Origin of the sequence: Larkinella punicea (assembly GCF_003334855.1) — a bacterium.
Lineage (GTDB): Bacteria > Bacteroidota > Bacteroidia > Cytophagales > Spirosomataceae > Larkinella > Larkinella punicea.
In genome coordinates this window covers 153,223-178,954 of the sequence record NZ_QOWE01000016.1, presented here as the reverse complement: position 1 = coordinate 178,954, position 25,732 = coordinate 153,223, and the positions used below count along the sequence as shown (strand labels likewise).

Genomic DNA, 25,732 nt, shown 5'->3' with positions numbered 1-25,732 from the left:
GTTTTTTGTTATGAAAACCGTCATTATCAAATACAACGCCGGCAACGTGCAGTCGGTCATGTATGCCCTGGAGCGCATCGGCGCCAGTTACCTGCTGACCGACGACGAAGCCGAAATTCGCTCGGCCGACAAGGTGATCTTTCCCGGCGTAGGGGAAGCCAGTACCGCCATGACGTATCTGCGGCAGCGGGGTCTGGACAAAGTCATTCCGTCGCTGAAGCAGCCGGTTTTGGGAACCTGCGTGGGCATGCAATTGCTCTGCCGGTATTCCGAAGAGGGTAACACGACCTGCATGGGCGTTTTCGATGTCGATGTAAGGCGGTTTCCGGCCACACCCGGTTTCAAAGTGCCGCATATGGGCTGGAACAACCTGACTGATTTGCAAGGTCCGCTGACCAAAGGCATTATTGAAAATCCGTATGTCTATTTCGTCCACAGCTATTGCGCCGACGTTTGCCCGGAAACCATCGCGGTCTGCGACTATGTCCGTCCATTCAGCGCGATGTTGCACCGGGATAATTTTTATGCTGCCCAGTTTCACGCCGAAATCAGCGGAAACGTCGGCCAGCGAATTTTGGAGAATTTTTTGGATATAGACCAGAGAAGTTAGACCAGAGAATAGAGACTTTATTCTCACCATTTTTGTCTATCCTCTCTTGTCTCAACTCTCTTGTCTATTATGCACATTATACCCGCCATCGACCTGATTGAAGGCAAAGCCGTTCGGCTGACGCAGGGCGATTACAACCAGAAAAAAGAATACAATGCCCGACCACTCGAAGTGGCACAACAGTTTGAAGACGCCGGTTTGACCCGTTTGCATCTGGTCGATCTGGACGGCGCGAAGGAAAAACGCGTCGTCAACTGGAAAGTGCTGGAGCTGATTGCCGCCAAAACCCGGCTGCACATCGACTTTGGTGGTGGCGTACAGTCCGACGAGGATTTGCGGATGGTGTTTGAATGTGGTGCCAAACAGGTGACGGGCGGAAGCATTGCCGTTAAAAAACCGGACGTTTTCGAAAAATGGCTGGCGCAGTTTGGCCCGGAAACGATTATTCTGGGCGCGGATGCGAAGAACGAGAAAATTGCTGTCAGCGGTTGGGAAGAGGATACGCAGGTCTGGGTGTATGACTTTGTGGAAAAGTATGTGGAAAAAGGCGTCAAATACATCATTAGCACCGACGTGGCTAAAGACGGTTTGCTGGAAGGGCCTTCGTTCGACCTGTACCGGAATTTGCAGGATCGTTTTCCCGATCTGAACATCATCGCCAGCGGGGGCGTCAGTGGTATGCAGGATCTGGAAGTGCTGGCCGACATGAATCTGTTCGGCGTCATCGTCGGCAAAGCGATTTACGAAGGGAGAGTTACCTTGAAAGAGTTATCGATGTTTTTAAAATGAGTTATTTCGCGGAGTTGAGCGGAGAAAAAAGGGAGTTAAGCGAAGTTTATTATAAATTTCTCTGCTTAACTCTGCTCTTCTCCGCTCAACTCCGCGAAACAGTTCCCTCAATTATGCTCACAAAACGCATCATTCCCTGCCTCGACATCAAAGACGGGCGGACGGTGAAAGGCACCAATTTCGTCAACCTGCGCGACGCAGGAGACCCGGTGGAACTGGGCGCGATTTACGCCCGCGAAGGTGCCGACGAACTGGTTTTTCTGGATATTACGGCCACGGTCGATGAACGCAAAACGCTGATCGAGCTGGTTCGGAAGGTGGCTCACACCGTCAATATTCCGTTTACGGTCGGGGGCGGTATTTCATCGATTGCCGATGTTTCGGCCCTGCTCAACGCCGGAGCCGACAAAATTTCGATCAACTCGTCGGCGGTTCGGAATCCGGATCTGGTTGATGAACTGGCGCAGGAGTTTGGTAGTCAGTGCATTGTGGTCGCGATTGACACCCGGTTTGTTAACGGCGAACACATCGTTCACACGCACGGTGGTCGCCGACCGACCGAATTGCGAACCCTGGCCTGGGCGAAAGAAATCGAAAACCGGGGCGCGGGCGAAATTCTGCTGACCTCAATGGATACCGACGGAACCAAAGCCGGTTTTGCCATTGAGCTGACGGCGCAGATTTCGGGCGCGGCCAACATTCCCGTCATTGCGTCGGGTGGAGCCGGATCGATGGCGCATTTTGTGGATGTGTTCACGACCGGAAAAGCCGATGCCGGTTTGGCCGCCAGTATTTTTCACTTCAAAGAAATCGAAATACCGGCTTTGAAACGGTTTTTGAGCCAGCAGGGAATTCCGATGCGAACGACAGCTTAAGGTTAGAATTACGAAAATTATGAACATTGACTTTTTAAAAAATACTGACGGCCTGATTCCCGCCGTCATTCAGGACGCCGAAACCGGGAAAGTACTGATGCTGGGCTACATGAACGCGGAAGCCTACGAAAAAACCGTACAGGAAAATATCGTGACGTTTTTTAGCCGCAGCAAGCAACGCCTGTGGACCAAAGGCGAAACGTCCAATAACTTCCTCCACGTCAAAGAGATGCTGATCGACTGCGATGGAGATACGCTGCTCATCAAAGTACATCCCGCCGGACCCACTTGCCACACCGGTGCCGATACTTGTTTTGATGAAGTAAATCAGGGGAAAGGATTGTTCCTCAATTATTTACAGCGAATTATCCGAGATCGCAAGGAAAATCCGACGGAAAAATCATACACGGCATCGCTCTTCAAAAAAGGCGTTAACAAAATTGCCCAGAAAGTGGGCGAAGAGGCCGTTGAACTGGTGATCGAAGCCAAAGATGACAATGCCGACCTGTTTAAAGGCGAAGCCGCCGACCTGCTGTATCACTATTTAATCCTGCTCGAGCAGAAAAATATTGATCTGGACGAGGTGATTGCGGTATTGCAGCAGCGACATACGAAATAATTTGGCAAACAATGGTTTAAAGTTTCCGGTTTGAAGATTGGAGTTGCTTATTTTTTCATACAACTTTAGACGTCAAACTTTAATCATTAAACGCACTATGGGTCTTATCATACGTATTCTCATCAGCGCCGTCGCTGTTATTGTGGCCAGTTATGTCATTCCGGGTGTCGGTGTCGACGGTTTCGGCACGGCTTTGATTGTCGCCATTGTACTGGGTTTGCTCAATGCCTTTTTGAAGCCCATTCTGGTTTTTCTGACCATTCCCATTACGATCATCACGCTGGGGCTGTTTTATCTGGTCATTAACGTGCTGATGGTATACCTGACGGATTATCTGGTGGGCGGTTTTCAGGTCAGTGGATTCATCGCTGCGTTGTTGTTCAGTATTCTGGTATCCGTCGTAACCTGGCTAATCGATTCGATTGTCAGCTAATCCATCATTTTTGTACTCAAAAAGTCAGGCTTTCCGGTCTGACTTTTTTGTTGCGAGACCGACAACTCATAACTTTTCTGAACCAGACCAGTTGTTAGGATGAATCATTAGATTTGCAGCCCCATGAAAAAACTACTCTCAATACTCCTTGTAATACAGATCATTAGTATCCACCAGACCCGGGCGCAGTGTGATCCGGCCACGCCCCAGCAAAATGCCGCCTACGAAAAGGTGGTGAAAGAATTGCAGAACCAGTTCAGGAAAAATCCACCGGCGGGCAACTGGCAGGTGTTCGACGAACGGCATTCGCTCGGCAAACTGGAATTGAGTGATGAATATGGCAAGATTTTCCGCATCTGTGGAGATCGCTACGATCTGTCGTTCCTACAGGCATCGGCCGCCGACCAGCAGAAGGCCCGCGCCGATAGTGCCAAGGCAATTGGCGATACCATCACGCAACAACAGCGGTCTTTTGTGATGAGCACGGATTCCATTTATAAAGAATCGGACCCGAACCGGACGACCGATCTGGCCAAATCGACGGTGGATATCAACGTTGAAATGAATGCCGGGAATTACCGGGTCGAAGAACCCATCAGCAACCGGTTTGCGGCTTCCTACAAAACCATTCCCGTCGACGGTGCTCCATTGGCCCTCCAGATCATCCTGAAACCCAATGATGCGGGCATTGCTGCCCGGCCCGAAACCGTGGTTTTGCTCGGCAACTGGAAAAATAACCTTCAGAAAAACCCGCGCGGAGACAAGCTCTACCATTACTCCTATAAAAAAGGCGGTACGCTGATCGAAAACATGATCGTAACGATCAAGGCGCCCCTCGATGTGGCCAGCGAAATTGTGAAGAAAATCGACTGGCGGGCGCTCAGCAACACCCTGACCAAATAGTTGCCCGAAAAAGTAACGCGAAATCCCGTTTCACAATCGTATTTTTGTGGAATGAAAAGCATCGTCGTCTACTGCGGGTCGAACCCCGGATCGAATCCTGTCTATAAAGAAGTCGCCCGGGAATTGGGCGAGAAATTTGCGGAACGCGAAATCCGGCTCATCTACGGTGGCGGAAACATGGGCCTGATGGGCGCAGTTGCCGATGCCGTGATGACAAACGGCGGACAAGTGACGGGTGTTATTCCCAATTTTCTGGCCGCGCTGGAAGTCGCTCACGAGACCTTGACCGAATTACACTTTGTTGAAACGATGCACGAGCGGAAGTTCAAGATGGTGCAGTTTGCCAAAGGGGTGATTGCACTGCCTGGTGGCTATGGCACGTTCGACGAACTCTTCGAAATTCTGGCCTGGCGCCAGCTCCGACTCTATGAAGGCCCCGTTGGGGTTCTGAATGTCAACGGTTTTTACGATCTGCTCCTCCTGCAAATGGATCGCATGGTAAGTGATGGTTTTTTGAAAGCCGAAAACCGGGAATTACTTATCGTATCGGATTCGATCGATGAGTTGCTCATGAAGATTGAAGAATTCTGGGAACAGGCGATTTAAATATCGTAATCGGTCGGCCCGGAGAATTGAACCAGCAGGAAAAAGGTGAAAGCTGCGATCAGTAACCAGCCTATTACCAGCCCCTTAATTAAGTAAATAAAGCCAAATACCAGGCCCGTTACGCACAGCACGACATTGATCAGTAACCGCAATAGTTCACGCGGGGACGACACCGCATGGAATGGCGTAGGTTTCTTTTTTCTTCTTTTAAAGGGGTCCATCTCGGTAAATATAACTAAGAATATAAAGGTGAAAAAAATAGTTAATATAAACTGGATTTAGGAAGCCATTTTTATAAATATTCGCAGCAAAAAGCAGGCCGATAAATGAACGTGGCATTTGATTTGACTTAGACATGCGGTAAACTAATCCCGATTGGTTCTTCGTTCTTCTTATATTAACTTCTACACCGTAGTCAATGAAATTTTGGGAACTTACGCTGACGGGGCTTCTAGGTATGACCATACCGGTGGCTGTTGCGCAGCAGAATCCAGCATCAAAAGCAGAAAGTCTGGGAAATCAGGTCAATTCGGAATATAATGAAGTCAATCCGGTCATTTCTCCCGACGGGCGAACACTATTTTTTGCCCGAATCAGCCACCCCCAGAACACGCACGGCAACAAAGGGAGCCAGGACATCTGGTATTCTGAACTGGGGCAGGGCAATACGTGGGGACCGGCCAAACGGATGGCTCCGCCACTCAACAAGGATGAGTATAATTGCGCATACAGCATTACGCCCGACGGAAACACGATGCTCATCAAGGGCGCTTATGCGAACGGCACGTACGAAACGCGCGGTTTTTCGACCAGCAAACGAACCGCCACGGGCTGGTCGGCTCCGCAAAAGCTGAACATCCCCGGTTACGAGAAAATCAGTAAAGGACAGTACGATTGCGGCTATCTTTCGGCCGACGGCAAAGTGCTGGTGATGGCATTCAGTGAGAAAAAGAACAGTAAGGAAGATGATATTTACGTTAGCCTGCGTCAGAAAGACGGTTCCTGGAGCAAACCGATGAGTCTCGGCCCCGAAATCAATACGGACGGCACCGAAACCACGCCGTTCCTGGCGGCCGACGGGGCTACCCTGTATTTCTCCAGCGACCGGCCCGGCGGTTCGGGCAGCAACGATATCTATGTTGCCAAGCGCGTCGACAAAACCTGGAAACATTGGTCGAAACCGGTCAATCTGGGGTCGGCCATCAATACCGATGGGTATGATGCTTATTATTCGGTGGCGGCTTCGGGCGAATATGCCTACATGACGAGTTTCAAAAACACGCTGGGCAAAGGTGATATTGTTCGGATCAAACTCATCGATACTGCCAACCCGAACGATAAAACCGCCCCACCCGCGACCAGCCCCGATCCGGTGGCGTTGGTGAGCGGAAAAATAATTGACCAGAAAACCGGTAAACCCATCGAAGCCCGCGTGATTTACCAGACGCTGCCCGACGGACTTGAAGCGGGGGAAGCGACATCTGACCCCGTCACGGGCGAGTATAAAATCGTGCTGCCCTACGGCAAACAGTACAGCATGAGGGCCGTTGCGCCCAGTTTTATTTCCGAAGGCGGCAACATAGATCTTCGGGAAACGAAAGGTTTTCAGGAAATAAAAGGCAAAGAACTGACCCTGATTCCGATTGAAGTGGGTCGCGCCGTGCGGCTCAACAACATTTTCTTCGACGTCGGCAAAGCCGTTCTGCGCGACGAGTCGTTCCCGGAACTGGATCGGATGGTGGCCACTTTCAACGAAAACCCGAAGATGGTCATCGAAGTAGGCGGGCATACCGACAACACGGGTTCCAACGAAATCAACCTGAAACTCTCCCAGGATCGCGCGGATGCCGTTCGTGAATACTTCATTGGCAAAGGCATCGAACCCGACCGCGTCGCCAGCAAAGGCTACGGCGAAGCCAAACCTGTGGCCAGCAACGACACTGACGAGGGCCGACAAACCAACCGGCGCGTGGAGTTCGTGATCAAAAAGAAATAAGGAGATTGTATCGCAGAGTTTAGCGGAGAACATCAGAGTTACGCAGAGTTTTATTAAAATTTTCTCTGCGTAACTCTGATGTTCTCCGCTAAACTCTGCGATACAACTTTTAATTACAACTTGCCCGGATATCCCGGATGCGCTTTCACCTTCCGGATTTGCCGCAGATGGCGGTCGACGTGGCCCCACTGGTAAATATAAACCTGGTGCATGTTGCGGGGTGAATTACCGGCTGCCGTAAATTCAAAATGAGCCCGCATGTCGGTTTTGGTCGTATCGGCATACCCAATCGCCTGATCGCGAAGCCGTTTGAAAAAGGTCAGGTTGTCTTTTCCCCGAATAAAACCCGTTGGTTTGGCGATGTCCGGCGCTTTGTGCGGGGTATCTTCCATGATGAAATTAGTGTAATAGCTGTCGGGCCGGCTGGTCTGGTTCAGTTCGGGCTGCGGTTTGCTGCGGGCTCCGATGCTGATTTCGCGCGCCCAGATAATTTCCCAGAGCGCCAGATGCTCCACCACCTCGGCAATCGACCAGCGTCCGGGCGTTTCGTGAAAATGCCACTGGGCATCGGTCAAATTTTCCGTTTCCCGAATCAGCTCATCGCGGGTGCGTTTCAGGTTTTCGACCGTATACTTCTGGTCGGCTGCGGTCCAGAGTCGGGATTGCGCCTGCGCTGAAACCGTTGTCAGTAAAAAGAGGAATGAAATCATTTGTTTCATGGTGTGAATGTATGTTTTGGTTGACGGATCAAAACTACGGCACGTTGAAACGGCGATATTGTAAAATTGCGACATTGTTCGGCAGAAGAAAGACCGGCGTTGGAAGGCTCTCTTCAGGCTTAACCGTTCAGTCAAAACCTCCTGATTGATTGGTGAATACGATTTTAAAAACCGTATACTTACCAGCCTTTACCAATCAAATCCTTAACCAAAAAGAGACATGGGACTTGCAGCACAATTCGAATCCATTATTGAGCGGCAGCTTAATGTACATGCCGCCTGGGTGCCAATTACAACACCGTACAAGCTCGGTGATTATGGCCTGATTTCAGACGGGGTATTCCAGAAATTAGGCAATATCCAGGATGATTTCGATGTCACTTTCACGGAGGGAACCGGGCCGGAAGCCACCCTGAGTTTTGTGTCGGATAACACCACCGTAGTCGATGCCAGCACGGGAGCCGCCATCAACCTGAATCCGCAGGGCGAGCTTCAAGCGAATGTTACCTACAAATTTCACCAGGACAAATCCTTCCTGGTCAAAGCGCCCATCATCACGGTCTCGGTGATCGAAAACGTGAATCAGGTTGCGAAGCAACTCAAAAAAGCCGACGACTGGCGGAACAAGTTCAAAGTTGTGTTCCAGGTGTTCGTTGCGCAAAATCCCCTGATTCTCTCAACCGTCGAAGGCGGAACGGAAGTGACGATTGGTGCGGAAGGCAATGCGTTAAAAACCTTCAATGTCGGCAGCGCTTCCGTCGGTTTTAGTATGAAAACAACGAAGGAACTGGGGCTGAACATCAGCGGTAAAACCGGGGTCATTGCACTCGGACTATTCAAACTAAACTTCTTCAGTGGCAATACCGAATTCATGAGTATCGGCGACGAAGGGAAGGTGGAAAACCTGAACGGGGCCACTTTAACGGACGATCTCTGACCGGCGGGCAAACCGAACGCATAATCTGGCGGTGGGGGTGGATAAAGAATCGAAATACCGATTTATTTATCTACTGCCCATCGCCAGATTTGGATGCACCCGTCCTGACACCCTATCTTCACGTTTCCATTTAAGAGGAAACGGAAACACGTGAACGGCCTTTTTGTTGCCTGAAAACCTGCATGGTGTATGATTTTAATTGTTGATGACAGGCCGGAAAATATTTTACCCTTAAAGAAAATTCTTGAGTTGCACAGCTTTTCGGTCGATTCGGCCGAATCGGGTGAGGAAGCACTGAAAAAAGTGCTGAAGACCAACTATGCCGTTATCATTCTGGACGTTCAAATGCCCGGAATGGATGGGTTTGAAGTGGCCAACGCCATTGCCGGCTTTAGCAAAGCGAGAGATACCTCCATTATCTTTCTTTCGGCGGTCAATACCGAGAAAAAGTTCATTACCAAAGGCTATACCTCCGGCGGTGTCGATTATTTAACCAAACCGGTTGATCCGGATATTCTGGTCTTAAAAGTAAAAACCCTGCATCGGCTCTATAAGCAACAGCAGGAGTTAAAAGAAACCCACAAATCGTTACAGAAAGAAATCGAAGTCCGAAAGCAGGCGCAGGAAGAAATTGCCGGGCGTATGCAGGAACTGCAATCCGTTTTGGCTTCACTGCCGCAAATGGCGTTCACGATTGCACCGGATGGCCGGATCGAATACGTCAACGAGCACTGGTTTCGCTATTCTGTCGATTCAACGACGTTTCCGCAAACCCACGCCGACGATGACGTTTGTAAGGAGTGGGAAAACTATCTTAAAAATGGGATTGAATTCACGCGTGAAATCCGCCTGAAAGAGTTGACAACGGGCGAGTATCGCTACCACTTGCTGCGCATATTACCTATCAAACAGCAGGGAATACTGGTACGCTGGGTCGGCACGTTTACGGATATTCACCCGCAGAAACTGGCCGCCGATTTACTCGAGCAAAAAGTAGAAGCGCGAACGAAAGAACTGCTGATTAAAAATCTGGAACTGGAAAGAAGCAACCACGAATTGCAGCAATTTACGTGGGTTGTTTCGCATGATTTAAAAGAACCGCTTCGGAAAATACAGATTCTGAACGATCTGATTAAAGAAAAATATTTAACCGGTAATGTTGAAGCAACGGCTTACCTCGACCGCTCCATTAATTCGTCGGCGCGGATGTCTACATTGATCAATGATTTGCTGTCGTATTCTCAATTATCGACACCCGCTCTGTTTCAACCGACGGACCTGAACAGTTTACTGAAAGAAATCCTGGCCGATTTTGAGGACGTTATCAGCCGAAGCAAGGCCGTCATTACGGTCGATCCGCTGCCGGTTCTGGATACCATTCCGGGGCGGATTCGGCAAGTTTTTCAAAATCTGATCAGCAATGCGCTGAAGTTTTCCAAGAAAGAAATCGCTCCGGTCATTCACATTCGTGCGGAATTGATCGAAGAAAAAGAAATTGATAGCAAACCGTCACCTGATGGTAATTTTTGCCGCATTGTGGTGATTGACAATGGAATAGGTTTTGATGAAAAATTTATGGATCGCATTTTTGTGATTTTTCAGCGATTAACCGACCGGGCCAGCTACGAGGGCACCGGTATTGGCCTGGCCATTGCCAAGAAAAATATGGATAAACACAATGGACTCATTACGGCCCGAAGCCGGGTCAATGAAGGAAGCCAGTTTATTCTGATTCTGCCCGTCCATCAGGTTAACGAATAAGGCAACACGTCAACCATAAGCGATTTTCAAGAGCATACCTATGCCGCAAACCCTCTCCAATTCCGTCATCCGACAATTACAGATTGTCTTTTCGATCTCCATATTCTTGCTGCTGATCAGCCTGGTGGCGTCGTTTTATAGTACCCAGAAATTGATCAGCAATTCCAAATTAGTTAATCACACCAATCAGATCCTGATCGAGTCCGAGAACATTATTTCGTATGTGAAAGATGCAGAAACCGGTCAGCGGGGCTATCTGTTAACCCGTGATCCTACGTTTTTAACGCCCTATAACGGGGCATACGAAAAAGTCGAAATAAGTTATAATACAATACGGGATCTGACCCGTGATAATCCGGCGCAGCAAAAAAGTTTATTGGAAACCAAGGCGTTATATGATGCTAAATTCGTCCAGATGCGCCGGGTTATTGAAATAAGTCGCCGGAACAAAGGATTTATCAGTGATACGGTTTCGCGTCATGCGGAAATGGTTCGGGGGAAAAAAATAATGGACGATCTCCGTGCTCTGGTTAACCGGATAAAAACGGATGAAAACAACCTGCTCAACGAGCGCCTGGAGCAACAGCAAATTTACATTACCTACACGCCATACTTACTCGTCGTGGCCGCCTTGGTCTCTATCCTGATTACGGCCAGTGCGTATATCCGCATAAAAAGGGATCTGGATACCCGCATTGCCCAACAGATACGGGCTGAAGAAAAATACCGGGAAACCGCCGAGCGGATTTCTGTCATGGAAGACATTACCTCCGACATTGCCGACGGAAATTATGCGGCCCGGAGCCAGGATAACCAGGACGATGAACTGGGCCAAATTGCCAAAGCGCTCAATAAGATGGCCGAGTCGCTGGAAACAACGTTTACGGATTTAAAAAATAGAAACTGGCTACAAGCCGGAACGGTTCAACTCAATGAAGCCATCCGGGGCGAGCGCGATCTGGAAAAACTGGCGAACAACCTAATTGCCACGCTGACCAGCTACATCAACGCACCCATTGGTACAGTCTACATTATTGATGATGATTCCAGCTTTAAACTGGCCGGAACCTATGCGGCAACCCAGGCACCGGCTAGCGTCAGGATTGGGGAAGGGCTGATCGGCGAGGTGATTAAAAGCCAAAAACCGGTGATTATTCACGATCTTCCACCGCAGTATATCAGCGTCAATTCGTCGCTGGGAAACACGCCCCCCGTCGCCCTGGTCATCGTTCCGCTGGTGTATGCGTACCGGTGTATTGGCGTGATCGAGATCGGGCTGTTGAAAAAACCGGATACGTTGGAGGTCGAGTTTCTAGAAGCCAATCTGGAAACCATCGCCATCGGGGTCAATGCCGCGCTGGATTACGCGAAGTTGCAGAACTTCCTGGAAGAAACGCAGGCCCAGTCGGAGGAATTGCAGGCCCAGCACAATGAACTGGAAAACGTCAACGCGGAACTGGAAGCGCAATCGCTGAAGCTTCAGGCTTCGGAAGAGGAATTGCGGGTGCAGCAGGAAGAATTGCAGCAAACCAACGCCGAACTGGAAGAACGGAGCTTCCTGCTGGAAGAAAAGAATGAAGAAATCCAGCGGAAAGCCGAAGAACTGGAGCTGACGACGCGGTATAAGTCGGAGTTTCTGGCCAATATGTCGCACGAACTCCGGACGCCCCTCAACTCGATTCTGCTCCTGAGCCGGTTATTGGCCGAGAACAACGAGGAAAATCTGTCGGACGACCAGATCGACTACGCCAAAGTGATTCAGTCGTCTGGCAACGGCTTGCTGGGGCTGATCGACGAAATTCTGGATCTTTCCAAGATCGAAGCCGGTCAGATGAAGCTCGAATACCTGGACGTTTCGATTCCTGAAATAACCGATGAGCTTCAGGCGCTGTTTGCTCCGCTGGCGAAAGAGAAGGGCCTGGACTTTACCATTACCGTTGAGAAAAATGTGCCTTCGGTCATTGAAACCGATAAAATGCGACTGGGGCAGATTCTGAAAAACCTGATTTCCAATGCGCTCAAGTTTACCTCAAAAGGCGGTATCACACTGACTGTAAAACGATTGACTCCGACGGATTCGACGCTCAGTTTTGTGGTGAAAGACACCGGGATTGGGATTCCGCCCGAAAAACAGCAGCTTATTTTTGAAGCGTTTCAGCAAGCCGATGGCTCCACCAAACGAAAGTACGGCGGAACCGGTTTGGGCCTGTCCATCAGCCGCGAACTGGCAAAACTGCTGGGTGGCGAAATTGTACTTTCCAGTAAAGTGAATGAGGGGAGTGAGTTCACCGTGAATATTCCCCTGACAGGCAAACCGTCGGATGCGATTTCGGGAAGTCCAGCCCCGTATGTAACCCGCAGCCCGGAGCCGATGCCGGTTAAAGAAGCCGAGCCGGCGAACAAATACCTCAGTACCACCATTCCAGAAAGCATTCCCGACGACCGGAATACCATTACGGAGCGGGATAAAACCATTCTGATTGTGGAAGACGACACGAACTTTGCCAGATCGCTGCTCGATTATTCCCGCCGGAAAGGGTACAAAGGCATCGTGGCTGTTCGGGGGGACGAAGGACTGAAACTGGCGGGTATCTACAAACCGCTCGGTATTTTGCTGGATATTCAGTTGCCCATCATGAGCGGCTGGCAGGTAATGGATGCGCTGAAAGCCGATCCGCAAACCCGGCACATTCCGGTTCACATCATGTCGTCGCACAAATTAAAGAACGAAAGCTTGCTGAAAGGTGCCGTCGATTTTGTGGATAAACCGGTGGCGTTTGAGCAAATGCATGAAGTATTTAAAAAGATTGAATACGTATTGAACCGGACGAGTAAAAAGGTGCTGATTATTGAAGATAATCCACGACACGCCAAGGCCCTGGCCTACTTTCTGGAGACCTTTAACATCCATTCGGAATTGAGAAGCAACGTGTCTGAAGGCGTCAATGCCTTGCAGATCGACGAAATTGACTGCGTGATTCTGGATATGGGCATTCCGGATGTAAAAGCCTATGAAACGCTGGAAGAAGCCAAGAAAAATCCGGGTTTGGAAAATCTGCCGATCATCATCTTTACCGGCAAAAGTCTGTCATTAGCCGAGGAATTAAAAATCAAAAAATACGCCGACTCTATTATTATAAAAACCGCCCATTCGTACCAGCGGATGCTGGATGAGGTATCGCTTTTTCTGCATCTGGTAGAAGACACGAAAAAAACAGATTCGGTACACAGCGATTATAAAAAACTGGGTGCTTTGAGTCAGGTTCTTGCCAACAAAACCGTACTGATTGCCGACGACGACGTGCGGAATATCTTCTCGCTTTCGAAGGCCCTGGAGAATTATAAAATGAACGTCATCACGGCGCTGGATGGAAAAGAAGCGTTTCAGAAATTACAGGAATACCCGGCGATCGATGTCGTTTTATTGGATATGATGATGCCGCAGATGGACGGTTATGAAACCGCTAAAAAAATCCGGGAGAACTACCAGTGGAAGAACCTGCCGGTTATTGCCGTGACGGCCAAAGCCATGACCGGCGACCGGGAAAAGTGTATTCAGGCGGGGGCATCCGATTACATCACCAAGCCGGTGGACATCGACCAACTGATGTCTCTGTTGCGGGTCTGGCTCTACGAGCGTTCCTGAAACGGGCCATTCACGGGATGAACAGAATTCAATAAAAAGGAGATCATGAGTAAAAAAAGGGTATTGATCATTGATGACGATTCACGGAATATTTTTGCCCTGAGCGCTACGTTACGGGCGAAAGCCTTCGATTGTATTTCGTGTACGAACGCACAGGATGCCCTCGACCTCCTGAAAACCGACGAAGAGGTGGACGTGATTCTGATCGATATGATGATGCCGGAAATGGACGGCTATGAAGCCATTCCGCGCATCAAAAACATCGAAAAGAGAGCCAAAACACCCATTTTTTCGGTGACGGCGCAGGCCATGGTTGGCGATCGGGAAAAATGCCTGCGGGCCGGTGCCACGGATTATATTTCGAAACCGGTGGATGTCGATCGGTTGTTGCAACTGCTGTCACGTGTTTAATCACTGGAGGATGATTGAGGAGGCTGATATTGATCTGGTGTTGAATGATCTGTTTGAAGTATACGGTTATGACTTCACCAACTATGCGCGGGCATCGTTGAAACGCCGGATTAGCCGGTTATTTCTGCTGGATAAATTCCCCAGTTTTGCCGAGTTTCGATACCGCCTGAAGTCCGATCCGGGTTACCTGAAACGGGTGATTGAAGGGTTGACGGTAACAGTTACTGAAATGTTCCGGGACCCGCTGTTTTATAAGGCACTGCGAACGGAAATCATACCGACCCTGGCGGCCAAACCGTTCATCCGGATCTGGCACGCGGGCTGTTCGACCGGGGAAGAAGTGTTTTCGATGGCGATTGTGTTGAAAGAAGCCAATTTGCTCCACAAATCCCTGCTGTATGCGACGGATTTAAACCCGCAGGTTCTTGAAAAAGCGCGCCGAGGGGTTTTTCCGTTGGTTCAAATGAAACAGTACTCCGAAAATTACATCGAATCGGGCGGAAAAAACGACTTTTCGGCGTATTATACCGCGCAATACGGGCAGGTTAAATTTGACGAATCATTAGCCGAGAAAATGATCTTTTCGACGCACAATTTAGTCTCTGACCGGTCTTTTAATGAGTTCGATCTCATTCTCTGCCGCAACGTATTGATCTACTTTGATAAACAGTTGCAGGAGCGCACCTTAAACCTGTTTGACGAAAGCATCGGAACGCTTGGTTATCTGGCGTTAGGCTCGAAAGAAACGTTGAATTTCTCATCGATTAAAGCAAAATACCGGCAGTTGAATAAAGAAAAAATATGGCGGAAAATAAGCTGATCAATGCCTGTAAAGCCGTCGTTATCGGCGGTTCGGCCGGGAGCATCGAAGTGTTGTTAAAACTACTTCCTGCCTTATCGTCTCCCTTGTCGTTGGTTATTATGATCGTTCTGCACCGCAAGAATTCGACGGATTCGTCGCTGGCCGATCTGTTGTCTTCCCGAACAACAATTCGGGTACAAGAAGTCGAAGACAAAGATCCGGTGGTTCCCGGCACCATCTACCTGGCGCCGGCGGATTATCATCTTTTGATTGAAAAAGACGAAGTGTTTTCGCTTGATGATTCCGAGAAGGTAAACTACAGCCGTCCCTCGCTGGATGTGACGTTTGAATCGGCCGCCGATGTCTACGGTTCTTCGCTGGTCGGGATTCTTCTTTCAGGTGCCAACGCCGACGGCACCGCCGGATTGAATCTCATTAAAGCGAGGGGAGGAGTCCTTATTGCCCAAAAACCGGAAACCGCTCAGGCCGCTTTTATGCCCCAGCACGCCATCCAGAATGCCCCCATCGACCGGGTGTTGGATGTCGAAGAGATGGCGGTTTTTATCAATTCGCTCAGCCGGGTCAACTAAGCGAAAACCGGTTTTCATTGTTCTTCCACGTTGCCCGCGCCCAATTCCTGAAACAACGTTTGCCAATACTGCGTCACGGCCGGATTGTTTTCTTTCACCGACGCATTCGGCGCAAACGGCAGAACCATCGACACCTCCGGACTTCCAATCGTGTAGCGTTTCAATTGTTCGGCATCAGCTTTGGCCCAGCTATCTGCCTGCGCATTGTCTTTGGGGGGCGTTTTGTGAAAATCCCGTCGTCCGGCACTGTATACGCTCTCGACCATGTCGCTGAGGTAATACACTTTGACGGTGGCACCGCTCTCGTTGGCTTTGGCAATTACGGGCAAACTGGCCCAAATGTCGGTTTCTTTGTTCGACGACGACGCGTTCGGTGCGGCCAGTTGCTGCAAAACGCGCTGGCGGATGGCGGCTTTTTCGCGGCCCAGCGACAAATCGAAACTGGTTTGGGCGGCTTCGCGGTCGGTGGCGTTGGCACTGCTGACGTCCTCCATTTCGGAGCGGGCGGTCACCGACAACGCGCGGGCTTTCGAGGTGTTTTCGTGGATGAAATAGACGTCGAGTTTATCGCCCTTGTTGCGGATGTTTTGCTCGATGATCTCGTTGACCGCACCCTGGTATTTCTGGGACACAAAGGCTTTGTTGGCATTGACGCTGACGGACTTGTCGAGGAAAATCAGCGTGTAAAGCGGTTCGGCTTTCGCCGTGGTGGGGTCCGCTTCCTTGCTGTTGTCGGACGAGCAGGCTGCGAGTGTGAGGAGCAACACGCAGCTAAAAAGATTTTTTTTCATAAGAGCGTAACAGTCATCCGATTACCGGGGCCAAATCGTCGGGCCGGTGAAGGATCGGAAAATGGTTTTTTGTAAAACGTCGCCTACGGTGAGTTGTTTGCCTTTGGGGCATCTGATCCGGAATAATTTGTACTTTATCTTTCAATATTTATCTGAATCACAGCTTTTTCCGGTTGACGGCGAAAACCGTGTTTCCGAAAATCAAATGTACCAACAAACTCTGTATCTTGCTTACTCTGCTGATTCATCAACCCCATCCTTACGGTATGAACCGCGTTTTTACCCGACTGTTCACGTTCGTCGTCGTCCTCGTTTCCCTTTCCCGCCTACAGGCCCAGGTCACCAATGCCCCCGCCCGCAACGAAGGCGATGGCCCCCACAAACGACTCATCATCCGGGGCGTTACGCTCATCAACAGCACCGGTGCGCCCCCGATGGGTCCGGTCGACATTGTGGTGGAGAAAAACCGCATCACCCAGATCCGGCAGGTCGGCTATCCCGGTGTTCCGATCGACGCGGCCCGACGTCCGCAGGCCGGTGCGGGCGACAAAGAACTGAATTGCGAAGGCATGTATTTGATGCCCGGTTTTGTCGATATGCACGGCCACATTGGCGGCAAGGCGCAGGGAACGCCCTCCGAATACGTTTTCAAGCTGTGGCTCGGCCACGGCATCACCACCATTCGCGACCCGTCGGCGGGCAACGGCCTCGACTGGGTGCTCGACCATCGGGGCAAAAGCGAGCGCAACGAAATTACGGCCCCGCGCATCAAAGCCTATACGTCGTTTGGCATGGGAGCCAAAGAAATCATTTCGACGCCGGAACAAGCCCGCGCCTGGGTGCGCGAGAACGCTAAAAAAGGAGCCGATGGCATCAAGTTTTTTGGGGCTGAACCGGAAGTGTTCAAGGCGGCTCTGGAAGAAAACAAAAAACTGGGCCTGCGCTCGGCCTGCCACCACGCCCAACTGGAAGTGGCCCGGATGAACGCCCTGGCGACGGCCAAAGCCGGTCTGACGTCGATGGAACACTGGTATGGATTGCCCGAAGCGCTGTTTGAAGACAAGACCATTCAGAGCTATCCCGCTGATTACAATTACAACAACGAACAAAACCGCTTCGAGGAAGCCGGCAAACTCTGGCAACAAGCTGCTAAACCCGGAACGGAAAAGTGGAACAAGGTGATGGACGAACTGATTGCGCTCGATTTCACCATCGACCCGACGTTCAACATCTACGAAGCCAACCGCGAACTGATGCTGGCCCGCCGGGCCGAATGGCACGACGAATATACACTCCCGGCCCTCTGGCGGTTTTACGGCCCCAGCCGGATTTCGCACGGTTCCTACTGGCACAACTGGGGAACGGAGCAGGAGGTAACCTGGAAACGCAACTACCAGCTCTGGATGGCGTTTATAAACGAATATAAAAACCGGGGTGGCCGCGTTACGGCGGGTTCCGATTCCGGGTTCATTTACCAGCTCTACGGGTTTGCCTACATCCGCGAACTGGAACTGCTGCGCGAAGCCGGTTTTCACCCGCTCGAAGTCATCCGGGCGGCCACGCTGAAAGGCGCTGAAGCACTCGGGATGGCCGATCAGATTGGTTCCGTGGAAGTCGGCAAGCTGGCTGATTTCGTGATTACCGAAGAAAATCCGCTGGCTAACCTGAAGGTTCTGTACGGTACCGGTGCGATTCACCTGAACGACAAAAATGAAGTGACGCGGGTCGGCGGGGTGAAATACACCGTGAAAGACGGAATTGTCTACGACGCTAAAAAACTGCTGGACGATGTGAAAAAGATCGTGGCCGATGCCAAAGTGAAAGAAAACTTCGAAATCACGCAGCCCGGTGTGGCTCCGAAAGCGGGCAAGTTATCGGGCGGAAAACCGCAGGAATAAGCCGGGAATTGGGGTCGTGTCTCCGTTTGAATTTTATTTCCAGCCAGACCCAGGACAGTCGCTTGGTATCTGGCTGGTTTTCAGTTCTTAGTGGCCCGAAGACAGTTTCATCAGAACGAGTCCGGCCACAATCAACACGGCGGCTACGATGCGCGTAACGCTCACCTGTTCACCCAGAAAGGCTATTCCAAGAATGAATGCGCCAACGGCCCCAATGCCTGTCCAGATGGTGTAGGCCGTTCCCAGTGGTAACGTTCGCATTGCTAAGGCCAACAAACCAAAACTGGCAATCATGGCAACGATGGTAATGAAGGATGGAATAAGGCGGGTAAAACCATCCGACTGTTTCATGGAGTAGGCCCAAACGACCTCTAACAGCCCAGCGAAAACTAAATAAATCCAGGACATACTTTAACCTTTGTTTATAAACCGGGCCGTCCCGAATCCGTTTCCCACAATGGTGAGGTCGTCCTCTATTATCTTAAAAGCACGCCTTAAAAGACACGGCAAAAGTAGTACTTTCTATTCAAAGTGGGGCCTACTTCCCTGCAATCATCACTAGGGCGTTCCGGCGCACCCTGAATCGGTTACTTCGCTCGGGCGAATACTTCCCGCAGCGTGCCTTTCCAGCCTTCCTGCTGGTAGGTTTCGCCTTGCTTCGTAACCTTGAATTCGTTTTTCACGCCCTTCTGGCTCTGATCCCAGGAGAAAAATTCATTGGTTTCGGTCAAAACCTTCCCATCGTACTGGTACGTTCCGGCACCTGCCCCGTTAAACTGGCCGGTTTTTGGATTATAATAGGCATACACGACCAGGGGATAACTGAAAATCTTCACGACGCTGATGCCTTTATACGGTCCTTCTCCCAGGCGGGTTTTGCCCCAGGTTCCTTCCTGCATGAGCCAAACGCCTTCCAGTCCGTTATTTTTCAGGGGTTCTTTGGGGGTTATTCGTTCGTCGATTTCACTGACTTCGTAGTTTTTATATTTTTCAGAGTTCAGAAAGCCGGTTTGTTTAAACGCCTTTGAATCAACCTGATAATCCATCGCCAGCACGCTGCCCACGGCGGTTGAATCCCAAGAGTAATAGGCGATTTTCTCCAGATATTTGCCGTTTTTCAACGCATACGTACCTCCGCCGACGCCATCGAACGCCTTTCGTCCCTGCCGTTTGTCATCATACCAGCCCGAAAACCAGTAACCGTCTTTAAAAACCTTGATCACCGTGACCGAGTCGCGGGTGCGCCAGTCGGTCATTTTTCCGAATTTATACGTTGTTTGGCGGTAAGCACCATTGAGTTTGCTAACCGGCTCGTCGGCTATTAAAGCACTCAGAACACCCAGGAAGAACAGAAATACCAGCTTTTTCATCGTCATACAGAAGTTTATGGACGAGTCAAAAGTAGCAGTCTGCCCGGTGCCGGTATTGTACAAGTGCGACATTCGGCGGGTTGTGAAGCCGGAATGATTAACCGGTTAATCCAGCCCCGGTCGCCGGAAATGCCGGGCTTCCGGGAAGGTGGTTTCCATTTGCCGCCGGATGCGATCCAGCAGAATCAGCATGTCCAGCACATCATCGGTTTTTTCGGGATAATTTTCCAGCAGGGTGTGCCAGGCCTTCAGCGAGTAGTCGATGCTGACCAACACCAGTTTCGCTTTTCCGTTGAAATAGGCCCTCAGAACCGCATCCGGCGTCATCCCGTTATTGATCTGCAAAGCCGAAACCACTTTGACCGGAATCAGCGTTCGGTACCATTTGAGGGTTTCCCAGGCATCTTTCAGCGTTTTCAGTAGCAACGTTACTTCGGCCTCCGTCCGCAAGCCCAGATTCGTTTCAAAGGCTTGTTGGTGACCGGCTTGTTCGAGCAGATCTTTTTCCTGCTTCAGCCATTCCGCCGTCTGGCGCAGGTACTCGTCACACAAGGCCGTTAGCGGATTCCGAACCGATCCTTCCGTCTGGAATGTAACGGCTTTGGTTTCCTGTTCAACGGCCCGGTGTTCGGGCAACAGCCGTTGCTGACGGGCTTTGTCAACGTAGGATTTGGTCAGTTCCAGCGTTTCCATGAGCCGTTTCACCAGCGTTTCCGCGTCCATGTTCGGCTGCTTCAGTCCGTCGGGATATTGTAACGCAAAATTCTGACACCGTTTCGTAAACGGGCAACGTTCACACCAAGAATCGCAATAGTTGTAAATGCCCGGTATTAGCGCCACTTCCTCTTTCATAATTAATAAATCGTTACGGTGGGTTTATAAACTTATAAAGATTAGTATAATAGGCTACTAAGATAGATTTGTTTGTGAATATAGTTTTCATACCATAAAAAGCAAATATTTTTCTTAAAATAAAGATGATTCTTCCGCTTATTAGCTTTTGTATAGCTAATTGTTTTGATTCAAAATGCGTCTCGAATGTCGTTAAAATAGCATTTTGGCTACTATTGACTTTCGTTTAACGAATTCATTCCCAGCCCTATTCCAGCGTTATCGCCCGGATGTGCTATTTTTGGTGATTCCACGTCCTCTTGCTATGAAATACAGTATCCTTCTTCTCCTTTTGGTTACCTGGTCGGCGGTGGCGCAAACGCCCGAAACCGTCCCCCTCGACTCGCTGACGGAGCGTTCCAAGCGGTATTTGAATGCCCAGCAACCCGACTCGCTGTATGCCCTGATGGGGGAAGCGTTTCACGTCCAGATTTCGGCCACCCAGTTTACCCAGATTTCGCAGGGGTTGAAAGCGCAACTGGGCCAGTGGCAATCTGCGGAGCGAAGAAGCGTTAAAGATGGCGTTGCGCGGTACAAAGCGGTTTTCGACAACGGTTTAATCGACTTCTACATCAGCCGGGATAAAGTCGGCAAAATTTATACCTTCCTTTTCAAGCCCTACGAAGCCGATGTCGCCGACAAAACCGCGCCGGTTTTAACCAGCAATCCGTTGCGGACGGCTTTTGATAAGCAGGTCGATGCGGTGGCCCAGGCGTATATCAAAAAACAAAATACCGTCGGCCTGAGCCTTGGCATTCTGCGAAACGATAGCCTGTTTACCTACGGCTACGGCGAAACTGCCAAAGGCAACGGTCGAATTCCGGATGCCAACACGCTTTTTGAAATTGGCTCGATCAGCAAAACCTTCACAGCGACGCTTCTGGCTGATGCCGTTCAGCGCGGACTGGTCAAATTGAATGATCCGGTCAATAAATACCTGCCCGACTCGATTCCGGCTTTGCAGAAAGATGGGGTTCCGGTGACGCTCAAAACCTTGTCTAACCACACCTCCGGTTTGCCCCGGCTTCCGTCCAATTTGTTTTCGACGGCGACGGATGTGACCAACCCCTACAAACACTACGACCGGAAATTGCTGTATACTTATCTCAAAACCGCTGCCTTATTGCGTCAGCCGGGCAAAGAATACGACTATTCCAATCTGGCGGTCGGGCTGCTGGGCACGATTCTGGAAACGGTGAACAAGAAATCGTATGAAGCGTTGATTCAGGAGCGGATTGCCAAACCGCTGGGCATGGCGCATACCGTGATTACGCTGAGCGAGGCCGACAAAAAAGTATTCGCGCAGGGGAATGATGGGAAAGGAAACCCGGCTTCATCCTGGGAGTTTCAGGCACTGGTAGGCGCGGGCGGCATTCGCTCGTCGGTTAACGACTTGTTTCAATTCGTAAAAGCGGAGTTGGGCAAAGGACCCAAAAAGATCACGGAAGCGATGAAAAAAACGCAGGAAACGACCTTTGTAAACGGAGCCACGACCCTCGGTTTGGGTTGGCATCGGCGAACCGAAACGTCTCGCCCGTGGTTCTGGCACCAGGGCGGAACGGGCGGTTTTGTGACGTACGTCGCCTTCAACCCGTCGCGCCAAACCGCCGTGATTCTGCTGACCAACAGCCAGACACCCATCGAAGAACTCACCGCCGGATTTCTCAACCTCGCTGAACAAAACACCAAATGAGCGTCGAAACCATTAGTATTTTAGGCTGTGGCTGGCTGGGTTTTCCACTGGCCGAGCCGTTTCTGAATGAGGGCTACATCGTGAAAGGCAGTACGACGTCCAAAGATAAACTGCCGGGTTTCTGGAAAGTGGGGATCAAACCCTACGAATTACATTTCAATCCGGAACCGGCGGGCGACGATCTGGCGGATTTTCTGGAAGCCGATGTGCTGATTATTAACATTCCGCCCAAAGCTGGCAAACTGGGCGATGGGTTTCATCCGCAACAGATTCAGGCGGTGGTCAATGCCTTGCGCCAGTCGGGGGCGAAAATACCGTATACAATTTATGTAAGTTCGACCTCCGTTTACCCGGATCTGAACCGCGAAGTGGTGGAGAACGACGTTGTAACGCCTGATCAAGCTGTGGCTCCGGCTTTTGTCGAAGCCGAGCAACTCATTCTGGGGTTGGAAAATTCAACGGTTTTGCGATTTGGCGGATTGCTGGGCTATAACCGTATTCCGGGGCGTTATGTGGCCGGGAAAAAAGACCTGACAACGGGCTCGGTTCCCGTCAATTACATTCACCGCGATGATGGCATTGGCGTGATCCGGGCTTTGGTCAACCATCCGCAGCCGGGCCAAACCTTCAGCGTGGTTGCGCCCGAACACCCGACGCGCGAAGCGGTATACCGGAAAAACTGCGACGATTTTGGCTACGAAACCCCGACCTTTGCAGAACCGTCGGAACCGTCACCGTTTAAAATCATCAGTCCGGAAAAGTTGATCAAGACAATAGGATATTCTTTTCAATATCCTGATCCGCTGGCGTTTTATTATGCTCCTTAAAATTTCCATTTTAACCGCACCGACGCATTCCGGCCCGGATCATCGGCGTAATACCGAAACCGGTTGAGGTAATCGCGGTACACGGTATTGAACAGATTCGTCAGGGTGAAGCCTACATCAATCTGATGATGGGCCGACACCGGGAGCGCAAAACCGGCGGTCAGGTTCCAGAGCGAATAGGCAGGGGGAGGAGGCAGAAAATCACTGTTTTCCGGGACGCGGTTTTGCCGCGCGACCCACAAATTTCCGATGCCCACAAAAAACTCCTGCAATTTGTTCCACTTGCCCACATCATACCGCAGCCCGTTTTCCCAGCGGTTGGGCGGTGTCATCACAATCGGTTGATCGAGCGCCAAATCCTGCACATACAGCAACGACAACTTGGAAGTTCCGCTCAGTTTGGGCAACAAAACCGCCTGAACGCTGGCGTCCAGCCCGGCATAAAGCGCGTCGGTTTGGGTATATTTAAAGGATGGAAATGCGCCCCGAATGGTCAAAATGGGTTCGGCCTGCGGTTTCAGATAGATGTAATTCCGAACGGTATTGTAGAAAAAACCGACCTCGGCCTGTACTTTTTTGCCGGTGTATTCCGTACTCAAATTCAGGTTGTAGGCTACCTCGGGCTGGAGTGTACGGTCGCCCAGTTCGTAAGCGGCTGCGCCGTGGTGAACCCCGTCGCTGAACAATTCGCTCACGTTGGGCGCGCGCCAGGAGGTTCCGGCGTTGAAACGGGTGGTCCACTGGTCGGACAGGGAATACGTCGCGCCCAGCGTTCCCGAAAAATTCTGAAACACAAATAGCGGTTTTTCCAGCACCTGTTTTTCATAGCGGAACACCTGCATGTGCCGGTAATCGTAACGCAGCCCGGCTTCGTACTCCCAGCGGTTGACTTTCAGTTTCTCAATCCAGAAAAGCCCGGCGTTGTAAGTCCGGAAGTTCGGAATCAGCGGCCGCCCGTTCATGATGTTGTACTGGTAAAAACCGCTGACGCCCAGGCTCCCCGTCAGTTTATTGGCAACGGGTTTGTGTTCAAAAACGAGATCGCCGGTGTAGGTCGTGAGCCGGAACCGCAGTTCGGGGCGGTTCAAAGCCGCCACGGAATCGTTTCTGGGGCGGTGCAAATCATATTCCTTCCGGTCGTCGAACTGCCGGGCCAGCGTCAGGCTCAGGTCACCGCCGGAAGCCGGTTTCCAGGCGGTTCGCCATTTCAGTAAATCATGCGCAATCTGCTGATTCGGTCGGCGGATGGCGTAGCTGAAGCCGGATTTGATCAGCGGTTCGCCATTGTCCAGAACCGTTTGCAAGTCGGTCAGGCTACCGATGTGTGAACCGGAAAAGATACCCAGTTTGGTGGAAAACCGGCTGTAATACACTTCGGACCGAAACCGGGTGGAGCGGTATCCCAGCGACCCGGAGAAGTTTTGCTCCGAAATGCCGGTATTGTCCAGAAAGTAATTTGGCGTGCGAACGTTGCCACCCCGTTTCAGCGTCCCCTGCACCCGCCAGCCAAAGCCTTTCCCAAAACCGCCTTCGGTTTGCAGCGATGCAACGCCTTGCCGTCCGTTGGTAAAGCCCACCAGATTCAGTTCACCGTGAACGGTTTTGAGGGTCGGCAAAGGCGCTGGTTCGACCAGAATGACACCTCCGATGGCATCGGAGCCAAACCGTACGCCCGCAGCGCCCTTGATCACGGTCAGGCGATTGGCTACGAACGGATCGATTTCCGGCGCATGTTCCGACCCCCACTGCTGGCCTTCCTGCCGGATGCCGTTGTTCAGGATCAAAACGCGGTTGCTGTGCATACCGTGAATAACCGGTTTCGTGATCGACGAACCGGTTTGGAGGGTGGTCACGCCCGTCATGGTGCGGAGCGCATCGCCCAGCGATTGGCCACGGGTCTGATCGAGGGCTTTGCCTTCCAGTTGTGAGATGGTCTGGCTGGTGAGGGCATTGGCGCGTTGAGCGGTTACGTTGACATCCTGCAAGTGAATATCGTCTTCCGTCAGCAGCACATTTTGCTCCGAGGTGTGAACCAGAACAACCGATTGGGTGACTTCCTGGTAGCCCAGAATGCGGCTGACCAGCGTATAGGTTCCCTGACACAAGGGTTCGATCCGGTAGTGTCCGCTGGCATCGGTAACGGTTCCTTTCTGCAATTCTTTAATAAAAACGGCCGCACCCGGAATGGGCTGGCGGCTTTCGCGGTCGAGCACAACGCCTTTGATAAAACAATCGCAGGGATCCTGTGCGAAAGTGGGGCGTAAAATGCACACCCACAGAAATGTAAGTGTTATGCGAAAGTATCTATACTGGTTTCGATTCACTTTCAGAGAGTTACAAATTCTTGCAAGTTGCAAAATTACATTTTTTGCAACTGCGTTGCAATATACAGACTGGTTAATTCTACGGTCGCTAGTTCAAATGAAATGCTGAGAAAGTGGACAAAAACCTTGTTTGTAAGTTTTGTTTAACTATTTTTGGGAAAGATTAAACAAAGTGTGGTGTGCGATTCCACACACTGTGGTGTTTTTTCTACAGTTTGTTCTTTGACATCGTTTGGCATGG

Annotated in this window: 24 protein-coding genes; 17 read left to right on the top strand and 7 right to left on the bottom strand. The window is 50.8% G+C overall.

Annotated elements, in window-relative coordinates; translation table 11 throughout:
- Nucleotides 1-10: 10 nt before the first annotated feature.
- The 7 genes from hisH (at nt 11) to DUE52_RS19720 (ending at nt 4,835) form a co-directional block, all read left to right on the top strand.
- A complete protein-coding gene (gene hisH / locus DUE52_RS19750; protein ID WP_114407759.1) occupies nt 11-610 on the top strand; it encodes an imidazole glycerol phosphate synthase subunit HisH in 600 nt (199 codons plus the stop codon).
- A 69-nt stretch (nt 611-679) separates the two neighbouring features.
- Entirely contained in the window at nt 680-1,399 is a 720-nt protein-coding gene (gene hisA / locus DUE52_RS19745) for a 1-(5-phosphoribosyl)-5-[(5-phosphoribosylamino)methylideneamino]imidazole-4-carboxamide isomerase (protein ID WP_114407758.1), read from the top strand.
- A 113-nt stretch (nt 1,400-1,512) separates the two neighbouring features.
- Complete coding sequence (gene hisF / locus DUE52_RS19740; RefSeq protein WP_114407757.1) at nt 1,513-2,274, top strand: imidazole glycerol phosphate synthase subunit HisF; 762 nt, start codon at nt 1,513-1,515, stop codon at nt 2,272-2,274.
- 19 nt (nt 2,275-2,293) lie between these two features.
- The gene (gene hisIE / locus DUE52_RS19735) at nt 2,294-2,893 is read left to right on the top strand and encodes a bifunctional phosphoribosyl-AMP cyclohydrolase/phosphoribosyl-ATP diphosphatase HisIE (RefSeq protein ID WP_114407756.1); all 600 of its coding nucleotides are present in this window, start codon (nt 2,294-2,296) and stop codon (nt 2,891-2,893) included.
- Nucleotides 2,894-2,990: 97 nt separating this feature from the next.
- Nucleotides 2,991-3,326: a phage holin family protein gene (locus DUE52_RS19730; protein ID WP_114407755.1), complete on the top strand. Its 336-nt coding sequence runs from the start codon at nt 2,991-2,993 to the stop codon at nt 3,324-3,326.
- A gap of 123 nt (nt 3,327-3,449) precedes the next feature.
- Nucleotides 3,450-4,229 (top strand): hypothetical protein, encoded by a 780-nt coding sequence (locus tag DUE52_RS19725; protein WP_114407754.1) that lies wholly within the window; start codon nt 3,450-3,452, stop codon nt 4,227-4,229.
- Between the two features lie 51 nt (nt 4,230-4,280).
- Entirely contained in the window at nt 4,281-4,835 is a 555-nt protein-coding gene (locus tag DUE52_RS19720; RefSeq protein WP_114407797.1) for an LOG family protein, read from the top strand.
- On the opposite strand, the gene DUE52_RS32130 is transcribed toward DUE52_RS19720, so the two are convergent.
- On the bottom strand, nt 4,832-5,056 hold the full coding sequence (locus DUE52_RS32130) for a hypothetical protein (protein ID WP_133299879.1): 225 nt from the start codon (nt 5,054-5,056) through the stop codon (nt 4,832-4,834). The two genes, DUE52_RS19720 and DUE52_RS32130, sit on opposite strands and share 4 nt — an antisense overlap.
- A 236-nt stretch (nt 5,057-5,292) precedes the next feature.
- Here DUE52_RS32130 and DUE52_RS19715 point away from each other — a divergent pair, with 236 nt between their 5' ends.
- On the top strand, nt 5,293-6,831 hold the full coding sequence (locus DUE52_RS19715; RefSeq protein ID WP_229312234.1) for an OmpA family protein: 1,539 nt from the start codon (nt 5,293-5,295) through the stop codon (nt 6,829-6,831).
- A 113-nt stretch (nt 6,832-6,944) separates the two neighbouring features.
- Here the strand turns inward: DUE52_RS19715 and DUE52_RS19710 are convergent, their stop codons facing one another.
- Nucleotides 6,945-7,550, bottom strand: a complete 606-nt coding sequence (locus tag DUE52_RS19710) for a DinB family protein (RefSeq protein WP_114407796.1) — start codon at nt 7,548-7,550, stop codon at nt 6,945-6,947.
- Nucleotides 7,551-7,770: 220 nt separating this feature from the next.
- Here DUE52_RS19710 and DUE52_RS19705 point away from each other — a divergent pair, with 220 nt between their 5' ends.
- From DUE52_RS19705 to DUE52_RS19680, 6 genes are all read left to right on the top strand, one after another.
- The gene (locus tag DUE52_RS19705) at nt 7,771-8,487 is read left to right on the top strand and encodes a hypothetical protein (protein WP_114407752.1); all 717 of its coding nucleotides are present in this window, start codon (nt 7,771-7,773) and stop codon (nt 8,485-8,487) included.
- Between the two features lie 189 nt (nt 8,488-8,676).
- Nucleotides 8,677-10,248 (top strand): hybrid sensor histidine kinase/response regulator, encoded by a 1,572-nt coding sequence (locus DUE52_RS19700; RefSeq protein WP_114407751.1) that lies wholly within the window; start codon nt 8,677-8,679, stop codon nt 10,246-10,248.
- 40 nt (nt 10,249-10,288) lie between these two features.
- On the top strand, nt 10,289-13,894 hold the full coding sequence (locus DUE52_RS19695; RefSeq protein ID WP_114407750.1) for a response regulator: 3,606 nt from the start codon (nt 10,289-10,291) through the stop codon (nt 13,892-13,894).
- 45 nt (nt 13,895-13,939) lie between these two features.
- Entirely contained in the window at nt 13,940-14,305 is a 366-nt protein-coding gene (locus DUE52_RS19690; RefSeq protein ID WP_114407749.1) for a response regulator, read from the top strand.
- A 10-nt stretch (nt 14,306-14,315) separates the two neighbouring features.
- Entirely contained in the window at nt 14,316-15,125 is an 810-nt protein-coding gene (locus tag DUE52_RS19685) for a CheR family methyltransferase (RefSeq protein WP_114407748.1), read from the top strand.
- Nucleotides 15,107-15,697: a chemotaxis protein CheB gene (locus tag DUE52_RS19680; RefSeq protein ID WP_114407747.1), complete on the top strand. Its 591-nt coding sequence runs from the start codon at nt 15,107-15,109 to the stop codon at nt 15,695-15,697. The genes DUE52_RS19685 and DUE52_RS19680 overlap by 19 nt, the downstream gene beginning before the upstream one ends.
- 14 nt (nt 15,698-15,711) lie before the next feature.
- Here DUE52_RS19680 and DUE52_RS19675 read toward each other — a convergent pair whose 3' ends face one another.
- Nucleotides 15,712-16,488: a hypothetical protein gene (locus DUE52_RS19675; RefSeq protein WP_114407746.1), complete on the bottom strand. Its 777-nt coding sequence runs from the start codon at nt 16,486-16,488 to the stop codon at nt 15,712-15,714.
- 266 nt (nt 16,489-16,754) lie between these two features.
- Between DUE52_RS19675 and DUE52_RS19670 the strand changes: the two genes are divergently transcribed.
- Nucleotides 16,755-18,386, top strand: coding sequence for an amidohydrolase family protein (locus DUE52_RS19670; RefSeq protein ID WP_114407795.1), 1,632 nt, complete (start codon nt 16,755-16,757; stop codon nt 18,384-18,386).
- Between the two features lie 87 nt (nt 18,387-18,473).
- Here the strand turns inward: DUE52_RS19670 and DUE52_RS19665 are convergent, their stop codons facing one another.
- From DUE52_RS19665 to DUE52_RS19655, 3 genes are all read right to left on the bottom strand, one after another.
- Complete coding sequence (locus DUE52_RS19665; protein ID WP_445475075.1) at nt 18,474-18,737, bottom strand: DMT family transporter; 264 nt, start codon at nt 18,735-18,737, stop codon at nt 18,474-18,476.
- A 236-nt stretch (nt 18,738-18,973) separates the two neighbouring features.
- Nucleotides 18,974-19,756 (bottom strand): hypothetical protein, encoded by a 783-nt coding sequence (locus DUE52_RS19660; RefSeq protein WP_133299878.1) that lies wholly within the window; start codon nt 19,754-19,756, stop codon nt 18,974-18,976.
- 105 nt (nt 19,757-19,861) lie between these two features.
- A complete protein-coding gene (locus DUE52_RS19655) occupies nt 19,862-20,608 on the bottom strand; it encodes a hypothetical protein (protein WP_114407743.1) in 747 nt (248 codons plus the stop codon).
- Between the two features lie 304 nt (nt 20,609-20,912).
- Here DUE52_RS19655 and DUE52_RS19650 point away from each other — a divergent pair, with 304 nt between their 5' ends.
- Complete coding sequence (locus tag DUE52_RS19650) at nt 20,913-22,340, top strand: serine hydrolase domain-containing protein (RefSeq protein WP_114407742.1); 1,428 nt, start codon at nt 20,913-20,915, stop codon at nt 22,338-22,340.
- Nucleotides 22,337-23,167: a Rossmann-fold NAD(P)-binding domain-containing protein gene (locus tag DUE52_RS19645; RefSeq protein ID WP_114407741.1), complete on the top strand. Its 831-nt coding sequence runs from the start codon at nt 22,337-22,339 to the stop codon at nt 23,165-23,167. The genes DUE52_RS19650 and DUE52_RS19645 overlap by 4 nt, the downstream gene beginning before the upstream one ends.
- Here DUE52_RS19645 and DUE52_RS19640 read toward each other — a convergent pair.
- Nucleotides 23,164-25,440: a TonB-dependent receptor gene (locus DUE52_RS19640; RefSeq protein WP_229312231.1), complete on the bottom strand. Its 2,277-nt coding sequence runs from the start codon at nt 25,438-25,440 to the stop codon at nt 23,164-23,166. The two genes, DUE52_RS19645 and DUE52_RS19640, sit on opposite strands and share 4 nt — an antisense overlap.
- Nucleotides 25,441-25,732 lie beyond the last annotated feature (292 nt).